Below are 8,500 nucleotides of genomic sequence, written 5' to 3'. Positions count from 1 at the left end.
TAATATGTTATTTACAAAAGTGATAAGTAACTGATATTTAAGTGATTATTATGGAATTTCCCACAACAAGAATGAGAAGATTAAGGAAAAATGCTAAAATAAGAGACATTGTCCGTGAAACTAAACTTCAAAAAGAAGATTTGATTTATCCGATTTATTTTAAGGAAGAGCTTAAGGATATGGAAAAGGAAGAAATTTCATCCCTTCCAGGTGAATTCAGATATTCTTTAGATGCGGGAGTTGAATTTGCAAAGCAGCTTGAAGCCAAAGGTTTGAAATCAATCATTGTATTCGGAATACCAAAGGAGGAAACCAAAGATGAAATAGCTTCTCCCGACTATTCGGCAACAGGAATTGTTCAAAAAGCTATTAGAAAGCTTAAAAAGGAAACCAATCTTGTTGTAATAAGCGATGTCTGCTTATGCCAATACACTTCTCATGGCCATTGCGGCATGATTGTTGTAAATGACGATACTGATGATGGAATCGAAATATTGAATGACGAATCACTTCCATACATTGCCAAAGTGGCCCTTTCCCATGCAGAAGCCGGAGCGGATATCGTGGCACCTTCAGATATGATGGATGGGAGGGTTGGTGCAATCAGACAGACTTTGGATGAAAACGGTTACACAAATGTTATGATAATGTCCTATTCAGCCAAATATGCATCTGCATTTTATGAGCCGTTCAGGGTTGCGGCATGCTCATCACCACATTTGGGTGATAGAAAATCATATCAGATGGATCCTGGAAATGCAGTAGAGGCAATCCGTGAATGCGAGTTGGATGTTATTGAAGGGGCAGATTTCCTGATGGTAAAACCTGCACTTCCATATCTGGACATTGTTCGCATGGTAAAGGATGAGTTCATGTTGCCATTGGTTGCCTATAATGTAAGTGGGGAGTATTCCATGATTATGGCCGCCATTGAAAAGGGATTTTTAACAGAACGCGCCATTCTGGAATCACTTTTGTCCATTAAAAGGGCGGGGGCAGACTTGATAATCACAAACTTCGCACCATACTTGCTTTTAAATGAGTTGATTTAATGAAGGCTAATGAAATTGCTAAAATCGCACAAATCGCATCAGCGCTTGAGGTGAGCGGATATCCAAAACCGGGTAATGTTCACAGAACCCGTGACTATGATGACATGGAATTTGAGGACTTTGTAATAAGCGGTATTGTAATTGGGGATACCATTCGAGAAGCATGTACAGATGTTGATGTGAAAAATCCGCTGCTTGGCAAATACATCCTGCAGGCAGTTGCTGAAACCGACAGATGGATTAAGAACAATACCAACCTGGGAATTGTAATGATGACCACTCCAATTGCAGTTGCAGCGGCAATAAGCGATTCATTTGATGACATTCGCGGAAATGTTAAGTTATTGATGGCAAATACGTCTGTTGATGATGCATGTGACTTGTATGATGCGATTAATATTGCCGATGCTGGTGGGATGGGTGATCAGGATGAATATGATGTGGCCAGCGATAATGCAAAACAGGAATTGAGAGATAATAATCAGACAATGTATGATGTTTTAAAAATTTCAGCTCCTTGGGACATGCTGGCCCGTGAGATGACTTCGGACATGCCTGCCGTTTTCGAAATAGGTTATCCGACTTATCACAAATTAAGAAATGAAAAATCTCAAAACGATGCATGTGTTTTGACATTCCTGACAATACTTTCACAGGTTCCGGATACTTTAATTTCAAGAAAATACGGTTCTGATGATGCTTTAAAAATATCTATGATGACAAGGGATTTGCTTAACTTGAAAGATGCCCCTGATTTTAAGGATAAGCTTAAGGAATTTGATGATTATCTGTTTAAAAATAAATATAATCCGGGAACTACTGCTGACTTGACTGCAGCATCAATATTCGTTAGTTATTTGAAATCGAATTTTGAATAAGTTATATAAGCGATTAGTTTAAAATAATTATTTAACTTAAAGAATTTCTTCAAAAAATCTATCAGAACAACTAATTTATATGATGGTTCAAGGAATCATATCAACAAAATGTCTTGTTTGAAATTCGATAATTTTTAGGTAGTTGGTGGATATGGAAATCAGATATAATAAAAATGCGGATAACCCTCCTTTAATCGATGACTTGGTTAATGAGCTGTTGAAAGATGATTTTGTACATTTCAAGATATTATGTGCAAATGAAGTTCATCACTTCCACAAGGATGATGACAGTGTCATTGAGTTTCAGCAAACATATATGAAGGAATCCAAATCTAATGGAGATAGACTATATATAGCTTATCCTGATATCTTTAGGGTTAAATTGTACCGGGATATGGCACAATATCTTGAAGATGAAAAGAAAGCTGATGCTTTTAATGAAATTGACTGGACTGGTAATAGAATAATATTCTGATTACTGCTTTTTTTATTCTTTTTTTTTTAAAATATATGAATTCTTAATTTTTACATTATATTTATAAATCACTTTAAACATATATTATTATATTATTAATCTTAAATGATGGTGTTTAAATGAGTGAGGATATTGAAAAAACCATTAGAGAATTGCATATTTATGAAAAGATACTTTTAAAGGAACTGGAAGCAAATCATGAGGCAACTCCGGTGGAAATTGCTGAAAATACTGGCATGGATATTAAATCTGTAATGAGTGCTGCAGGTTCCCTTGCATCAAAAGACATTATTGAAATGCATAAGGATGTTGAAGAAATCTATTCATTGACTGGTGATGGATTGGAATATGCTGAAAAAGGGCTTCCGGAACGTAGGATATTGGATGCTTTAGTCACTAAGGACCATATTCCTATGAAAGACTTATCAAATGAAGCCGATATTGACAAAAAGGAAGCCAACATAGCTATCGGATGGCTGCGCCGTAAGAACTGGGCCAGCATCGAGGATGGTGTGGTGACCATAACAGATTTCGGTAAGGATTTTGCATCCAAAATGGACATAGATGAGGAAACCCTGGAGTATCTTAAAGCAAATGCCGACGGCGTTAAATTATTCACTGATAATTTACTTAATGGTGTTAAAAAACTTGCAGGCAGGAAAAATATTTTAAACATTAAAAAAGAAACCTCACATTCTTTTATAATTTTACCTAAAGGTGAAGAAATACTTAAACACGGTTTTGAGATTAAAGAACAAGCAACTCAGTTAACTCATGAACAATTAAAGGATGGGCAATGGAAAAGTTTACAGTACCGTCCATATGATATTAATGCTGAAGCCCCTACCGTATTTGCAGGCAAAAAACACCCATTGAGAGTAATCATTGACGAAATAAGGGAAATATTTCTGAACATGGGTTTTTCAGAAGACAAGGGGGAATATGTCGAATCCGCATTCTGGAATTTTGATTCTCTTTTCCAACCTCAGGATCATGCGGCACGTGAAATGCAAGACACATTTTACCTCAAAAATCCTTTAACCTGTGATTTGCCGGATATGGATTTAGTAAGATTGACTGCTGAAACTCACGAAACCGGAGCGGATACAGGTTCTATTGGATGGCAATATGATTGGAATGAGGATATTGCACGTCAAAGTGTTCTGAGAACTCATACAACAGGAATATCTACAAAACATTTGTTTGAACATGAACCACCAATCAAAATGTTTTCTGTAGGAAGGGTATTCAGAAGAGAAACTTTCGACTACAAGCACTTGCCGGAATTCCATCAGGTGGAAGGGCTTGTTTGTGATGAAGGAATCAGTTATCAGAATCTTTTAGGTACTTTGAAGGAATTCTATAAAAAATTAGGTTTTGAAGTAAGATTCAGACCAGCTTATTTCCCTTACACTTATTTATCAACAGAAACTGAAATCTATTTGGAGGAAAAGGAAAGTTGGATTGAGCTTGGTGGAGCAGGAATGTTCAGGCCTGAAGTATTAAAGCCATTAGGAATCAACCAACCTGCACTGGCTTTTGGTTTGGGAATTGAAAGACTTGCAATGATTAGATATGATGTTGAAGACATTCGTATGCTTTACAAAAGTGATATTAAATGGCTTCGAGAATTGCCTCTTGAGAAGGGAGTTAGATTATAATGTCAATCAAGCTCATATCTTGGAATGTGAATGGTATTAGGGCAGTATCCAAAAAAGATGAATTTTGGGACTGGTTTGATAGTACTGATGCAGATATTATTAACTTTCAAGAGGTTAGGGCTAGTCAAGATAAAATTCCAAAAAATTTAGCCAATGTTGATGGATTTCATAAATGTTTTAATGAAGCTGAAAGGAAGGGATACAGTGGAGTTGCAACTTACTCTAAAATAGAACCTGTTGATGTCATTAAAGGCCTTGGAATCGATGAACTTGACGGCGAAGGTAGAGTTTTGAAAATTGTGTATCCTGACTTTATTCTGTTCAATATCTATTTCCCAAACAGCGGCATGGAAGCTAAACGCCTTGATTTTAAAGTTGATTTTTGCAATGCCTTGTTGGAGCAATTGGTTGAACTTAAAAATCAGGGTGAGAATATTGTCATTACTGGGGATTACAATATTGCCCACAATCCGATTGATGTTTACAATCCTAAGAATTGTGAAGGCAAATCCGGGTATTTGCCTGAAGAGCGGGCATGGCTGGATGAACTTGAAAAGGCAGGTTTTGTTGATACATTCAGAATGTTTGATGATGGGGAAAACAATTTCACATGGTGGAGCTACAGAACCCGTGCACGTGAGAGAAATGCAGGCTGGAGACTTGATTACTTTTATGTAAATGAGGAAATCAGGGATAATGTGAAATCGGCCGAAATTTTAAATGAAATATATGGTTCAGACCACTGTCCGGTAACTTTGGAACTTGATTTTTAAAAAATAGGTTAATTTGGTGATTTATAATATTGTTTTAATATCACCAATGTCTTCAATAATGGTAATGTCTAATTTTTCTTTTTTGATGTAATCCCTATCCTCTTCTGTAACGTCGGAGTTTACAAGAATCGCACTTAATCCTGCATTGACGGCGCCTAGCGCATCTTCTTTAAATTTATTTCCGACCATAACGGATTTTTCAGGATTACCATTCATTTTTCTAAGTGCAACGTCATAGATTAATTTGTCGGGCTTTTCCTTACCCACCTCTTCGGATGTTATTACCTCATCAAAAAAGGAATATACATTCAATCTAACTAATTTTTCCCATTGTTTTATGGTAATTCCATTTGAGATTACTGCTAATCGGTAACCTTGGCTTTTAAGATAAATTAAAGTATCAATTGTGTCTGCAAATGGTCTTAAAAGTGCAAATTTAACATTGTGGTATGTAATCATCCCAAGCGCTACAAGCATTGGATCTTCATGGCCCAATACGACTTGGGTCAATACATTGAAGTGTTTACCATAATTGGAACCTTTTTCACGAATAATGGTTTTTAAAACACCATATGCTTCGTCTTTATCTAAAGGCAAACCGTTATCTACCATTAATCCAATGGCTGCTTTTCTTGCAGTTTCAGCAAATGCGGATGTGTCAAGCAATGTGCCGTCCACATCAAAAAAAACAACACGTTCATCATTATTTATCATATAATTCTAATTTATGCAATACTCTTTAATAAATCTTTTTAGAAAAATGCATCCAAACTTTGTTGGACTTCTCCACGTGCCATGTCTTCCAAGTCTTTTTTTGAGTATCCGAATGAATACATTATTCTTTCTATGGCGGGAATCAGCTGATTGTTGATATAGTAATCTTTGTCGTATTCATATCCTTCACTGTACTCATAAGGAATTGCGCGTTGGCTAATGGAACCTTTTCCTTTAACAATTATGTATTGTATGATTGTCCCTCGTGTAACCTTGATTCCATGTTCTTCAATTCTTTTTGCGGCAATTACGTGTGGTCCAACCTGTTTGTATTGGTCAAGTGGTTTGGTGATTTGGGTGTGGATAATTAATTCTTTGTTGTCAACATTACCACTTTTGATCTTTTTAAATACTTTTTTAACTTCTTTTATGGCTTTATCAGAATTTCCTTCTTTTAAAATGGCCATTAAAACAGCTTCTTGAGTTTGTTTAACGATTGGTGCCCAGTCTCTTCTTACCAATTCCAATCCTTTGGCTATAATTTCCCCATCTTCAATAACTGCATATCTCTTTTTGCTTACGAAAAATCCTCTTCTGTAAAAACCTTCATATTCAAGTTCCATGCTTTCGGGAAGGGTTGAATTGAGATATGTAATAAATTTTTGGGCTTGAGCCTTAATTTCAGCTTCCAAAGCTAATTGTTCTTTTGTTTCTTCTATCAATTGGGACACCTTTTCATTGATATATTAATATTTATGTTTGATGTTAATAATATTTTTCTAAATCAATTTTATAATTTAATTTTAATATTATTGCCTTTAGATTGTTTTATTTCTCAAATTAAGTTATTATATTACTTTTCAGATGCTCTTGGGTTTAGATTATAGGTTATTAAAGCTATACTATGTGTGAGGTTTTATTATGAAAACTAAAAGACTGATATCAAGTTATGATGAGATAAACGACACTTTCGTTGGAAAAATTGATGGAAAAAATAGGTATTGTGCAGACTATAGCATTTCAGATGGAATATTCTTGACTATTGATAAGAATAATATTCCCTGCTCCGTATTTGTTGATGGGGCTTCTGATGTGTTTAATGTCTCAAAATGCATGTTGGAGAATGCAAATGTTAGAATAGCTATTGACTGTGACAGCATTTTTCTATCTTTCATAATGTTCATTGAAGATTTAAAAATATGTTCTATCAAGTCAGAGAACAGATATGGGATTCCGGAACTGAACTTTTTAATGGATACTAATTACTAGATTAGTGTCTTATTTTATTTTTTTTAAAATACTTTTAAATATTACTTGTTAAATAATTATTAACATTAATTTTTGAGGTATGGCTATGGTTAAAATATATTATTGCCCTTCATGCGGAAGTGAATTAACTGAAAAAAGCTTTATTTGTCCTAGATGTAGCTTGGATATTGAAGAATTATTTGCTAAAGGGTATCTGCTTGCCAGTAACAATGAAAAAAATTCTATAGAGTTATTTAAAGGAAATGAGGAAATAATAGTTCTTGACGATGAAGAGGATAACAATACTCTTGGGGAGGAGATTGTCATTGTCGTGCCACAAGATTCTGATGGGGAATTGGTAATTGATTTTAATAAATTGGGTATTGATGTTGAAGACATCGGTGAAAATCTCAATATTGTAATTGAAGTCGAACGTTCCGATTTTGAAAATGATGATGAATTTATGGAAGTTAAGGAACACATCCCACAACCTACCCAATGGTTTTTTGATGATGATCCCTATGGTATTGTTTATTATGAATTTATTAATGATGAGGATTGATTATGAATAAAGAAATCCCATACTACATTCTAGATTTGGAGGGTAATTCTGAGAAATTATCTTCAAATAACCAGGCATACATTGATGATGATGACTTGAGAGAATTATTGGTCGATTTTTTAGGAGATTCGGTATCTGAAAGTGAAATCCAGAAAATTTTAGATGCTGCTTCTGATGAAAAACTCTCTGAAGAAGATTTTGATAAATTGATTGATGAGTTTATTTTGAAGAATAGAAAATAAAATCCCTATTTTTACTCTAAAAAATAAAAGTTTATATATAATGATAAAGTAATATTTTATTATCATTATTCTTTAGGGCTCTTTATTGCTCTCAGAATTAAACTGTTATTTTTTCTTGCTTACAGTTTTAATTGAAAGAGTCTTATTGACACGATTATTATTTAATATATTATATTTATTGAGGTGAAATAATGGCAATTTCTCAAGGAAAATCAACAAGAAGTCCATCTGGTGCAAGAAATGTTGCAAACCGTGGAAAAAGGAAATCCGAGTTAGGCAGAGATCCTGCTGAAACTAGATTAGATGAAAAAAGATTAAGAAAAATCAGAACCCGTGGTGGAAACGAAAAACTCAGATTAGCTACTGGTAATAAAATCAATGTTACTGATGCTAATGGTAAAACCCAAGTAGTAGATATTCTTGGTGTAGTCGAAAACACTGCAAACCCTAACTACGTAAGAAGGAACATCATTACCAAAGGTGCTATTGTAGAAACCCCTGAAGGTAATGCTAAAGTAACATCCAGACCTGGTCAGGATGGTGTTATTAACGGAATTTTAATTTAAAGATATTCTCTTTAAATTCTTTTTTTTTAAATTTTTTTAACTAAAATTATATACTTGTACTGACATATATTATTTCATTAATAGTTTTTTTTAGGAGATACATATGTCAGATGATAAAGTTAATATGAATCATGGTGCTGGTGGAGAGGTAATGGCTAATTTAATTGCCAGTACTGTTTTAGATAATATCACAAAAAAGAGTGTAAATGGTGGTATTAGTTTAGATGCTTTAGATGATGGCGCATCTATTCCATTAGGCGACTATGAAATCGTTTTTACAACTGATGGTCATACTATTGATCCATTATTCTTCCCTGGGGGGGATATTG

Annotated in this window: 11 protein-coding genes and 1 pseudogene; 10 read left to right on the top strand and 2 right to left on the bottom strand. The window is 34.4% G+C overall.

Features of this window, described 5'->3' with window-relative positions; translation table 11 throughout:
- Positions 1-50: 50 nt before the first annotated feature.
- The 5 genes from hemB to ACKI4K_RS01265 all read left to right on the top strand — a co-directional run bounded on the left by hemB (position 51) and on the right by ACKI4K_RS01265 (position 4,839).
- On the top strand, positions 51-1,052 hold the full coding sequence (hemB, locus tag ACKI4K_RS01285) for a porphobilinogen synthase (protein ID WP_407421486.1): 1,002 nt from the start codon (positions 51-53) through the stop codon (positions 1,050-1,052).
- Positions 1,052-1,930 carry a triphosphoribosyl-dephospho-CoA synthase gene (locus ACKI4K_RS01280; RefSeq protein ID WP_407421484.1) on the top strand — a complete coding sequence of 293 codons (879 nt, stop codon included), beginning with the start codon at positions 1,052-1,054 and terminating at the stop codon, positions 1,928-1,930. Before hemB ends, ACKI4K_RS01280 begins: the two co-directional genes overlap by 1 nt.
- 151 nt (positions 1,931-2,081) lie before the next feature.
- Positions 2,082-2,405: a hypothetical protein gene (locus tag ACKI4K_RS01275; RefSeq protein WP_407421482.1), complete on the top strand. Its 324-nt coding sequence runs from the start codon at positions 2,082-2,084 to the stop codon at positions 2,403-2,405.
- A gap of 119 nt (positions 2,406-2,524) precedes the next feature.
- Positions 2,525-4,066 (top strand): phenylalanine--tRNA ligase subunit alpha, encoded by a 1,542-nt coding sequence (locus tag ACKI4K_RS01270; RefSeq protein WP_407421481.1) that lies wholly within the window; start codon positions 2,525-2,527, stop codon positions 4,064-4,066.
- Positions 4,066-4,839, top strand: coding sequence for an exodeoxyribonuclease III (locus ACKI4K_RS01265; protein ID WP_407421479.1), 774 nt, complete (start codon positions 4,066-4,068; stop codon positions 4,837-4,839). The genes ACKI4K_RS01270 and ACKI4K_RS01265 overlap by 1 nt, the downstream gene beginning before the upstream one ends.
- A gap of 21 nt (positions 4,840-4,860) precedes the next feature.
- On the opposite strand, the gene ACKI4K_RS01260 is transcribed toward ACKI4K_RS01265, so the two are convergent.
- Both ACKI4K_RS01260 and ACKI4K_RS01255 read right to left on the bottom strand, forming a co-directional pair.
- Complete coding sequence (locus ACKI4K_RS01260) at positions 4,861-5,553, bottom strand: TIGR02253 family HAD-type hydrolase (RefSeq protein WP_407421477.1); 693 nt, start codon at positions 5,551-5,553, stop codon at positions 4,861-4,863.
- A gap of 38 nt (positions 5,554-5,591) precedes the next feature.
- Positions 5,592-6,275, bottom strand: a complete 684-nt coding sequence (locus tag ACKI4K_RS01255; protein ID WP_407421475.1) for a DNA polymerase domain-containing protein — start codon at positions 6,273-6,275, stop codon at positions 5,592-5,594.
- 199 nt (positions 6,276-6,474) lie between these two features.
- On the opposite strand from ACKI4K_RS01255, the gene ACKI4K_RS01250 reads away from it, so the two are divergent.
- The 5 genes and pseudogenes from ACKI4K_RS01250 to ACKI4K_RS01230 form a co-directional block, all read left to right on the top strand.
- Complete coding sequence (locus tag ACKI4K_RS01250) at positions 6,475-6,822, top strand: hypothetical protein (RefSeq protein WP_407421473.1); 348 nt, start codon at positions 6,475-6,477, stop codon at positions 6,820-6,822.
- 85 nt (positions 6,823-6,907) lie between these two features.
- Positions 6,908-7,363 carry a hypothetical protein gene (locus tag ACKI4K_RS01245; RefSeq protein ID WP_407421472.1) on the top strand — a complete coding sequence of 152 codons (456 nt, stop codon included), beginning with the start codon at positions 6,908-6,910 and terminating at the stop codon, positions 7,361-7,363.
- A gap of 2 nt (positions 7,364-7,365) precedes the next feature.
- Entirely contained in the window at positions 7,366-7,605 is a 240-nt protein-coding gene (locus ACKI4K_RS01240) for a hypothetical protein (protein WP_407421470.1), read from the top strand.
- 191 nt (positions 7,606-7,796) lie between these two features.
- Positions 7,797-8,171 carry a 30S ribosomal protein S8e gene (locus ACKI4K_RS01235; protein WP_407421468.1) on the top strand — a complete coding sequence of 125 codons (375 nt, stop codon included), beginning with the start codon at positions 7,797-7,799 and terminating at the stop codon, positions 8,169-8,171.
- 103 nt (positions 8,172-8,274) lie between these two features.
- Positions 8,275-8,500 (top strand): annotated as a pseudogene (locus ACKI4K_RS01230) (hydrogenase expression/formation protein HypE); the annotation flags it as partial.

This window comes from Methanobrevibacter sp. (assembly GCF_045644645.1).
Lineage (GTDB): Archaea > Methanobacteriota > Methanobacteria > Methanobacteriales > Methanobacteriaceae > Methanocatella.
This window is presented reverse-complemented; position numbering and strand designations above follow the sequence as displayed.

Excerpts from the sequence above, each read along its gene's own strand:
- hemB (WP_407421486.1), top strand. The coding sequence starts at position 51 with ATGGAATTTCCCACAACAAGAATGAGAAGATTAAGGAAAAATGCTAAA.
- ACKI4K_RS01280 (WP_407421484.1), top strand. The coding sequence starts at position 1,052 with ATGAAGGCTAATGAAATTGCTAAAATCGCACAAATCGCATCAGCGCTT.
- ACKI4K_RS01275 (WP_407421482.1), top strand. The coding sequence starts at position 2,082 with ATGGAAATCAGATATAATAAAAATGCGGATAACCCTCCTTTAATCGAT.
- ACKI4K_RS01270 (WP_407421481.1), top strand. The coding sequence starts at position 2,525 with ATGAGTGAGGATATTGAAAAAACCATTAGAGAATTGCATATTTATGAA.
- ACKI4K_RS01265 (WP_407421479.1), top strand. The coding sequence starts at position 4,066 with ATGTCAATCAAGCTCATATCTTGGAATGTGAATGGTATTAGGGCAGTA.
- ACKI4K_RS01260 (WP_407421477.1), bottom strand. The coding sequence starts at position 5,553 with ATGATAAATAATGATGAACGTGTTGTTTTTTTTGATGTGGACGGCACA.
- ACKI4K_RS01250 (WP_407421473.1), top strand. The coding sequence starts at position 6,475 with ATGAAAACTAAAAGACTGATATCAAGTTATGATGAGATAAACGACACT.
- ACKI4K_RS01245 (WP_407421472.1), top strand. The coding sequence starts at position 6,908 with ATGGTTAAAATATATTATTGCCCTTCATGCGGAAGTGAATTAACTGAA.
- ACKI4K_RS01240 (WP_407421470.1), top strand. The coding sequence starts at position 7,366 with ATGAATAAAGAAATCCCATACTACATTCTAGATTTGGAGGGTAATTCT.
- ACKI4K_RS01235 (WP_407421468.1), top strand. The coding sequence starts at position 7,797 with ATGGCAATTTCTCAAGGAAAATCAACAAGAAGTCCATCTGGTGCAAGA.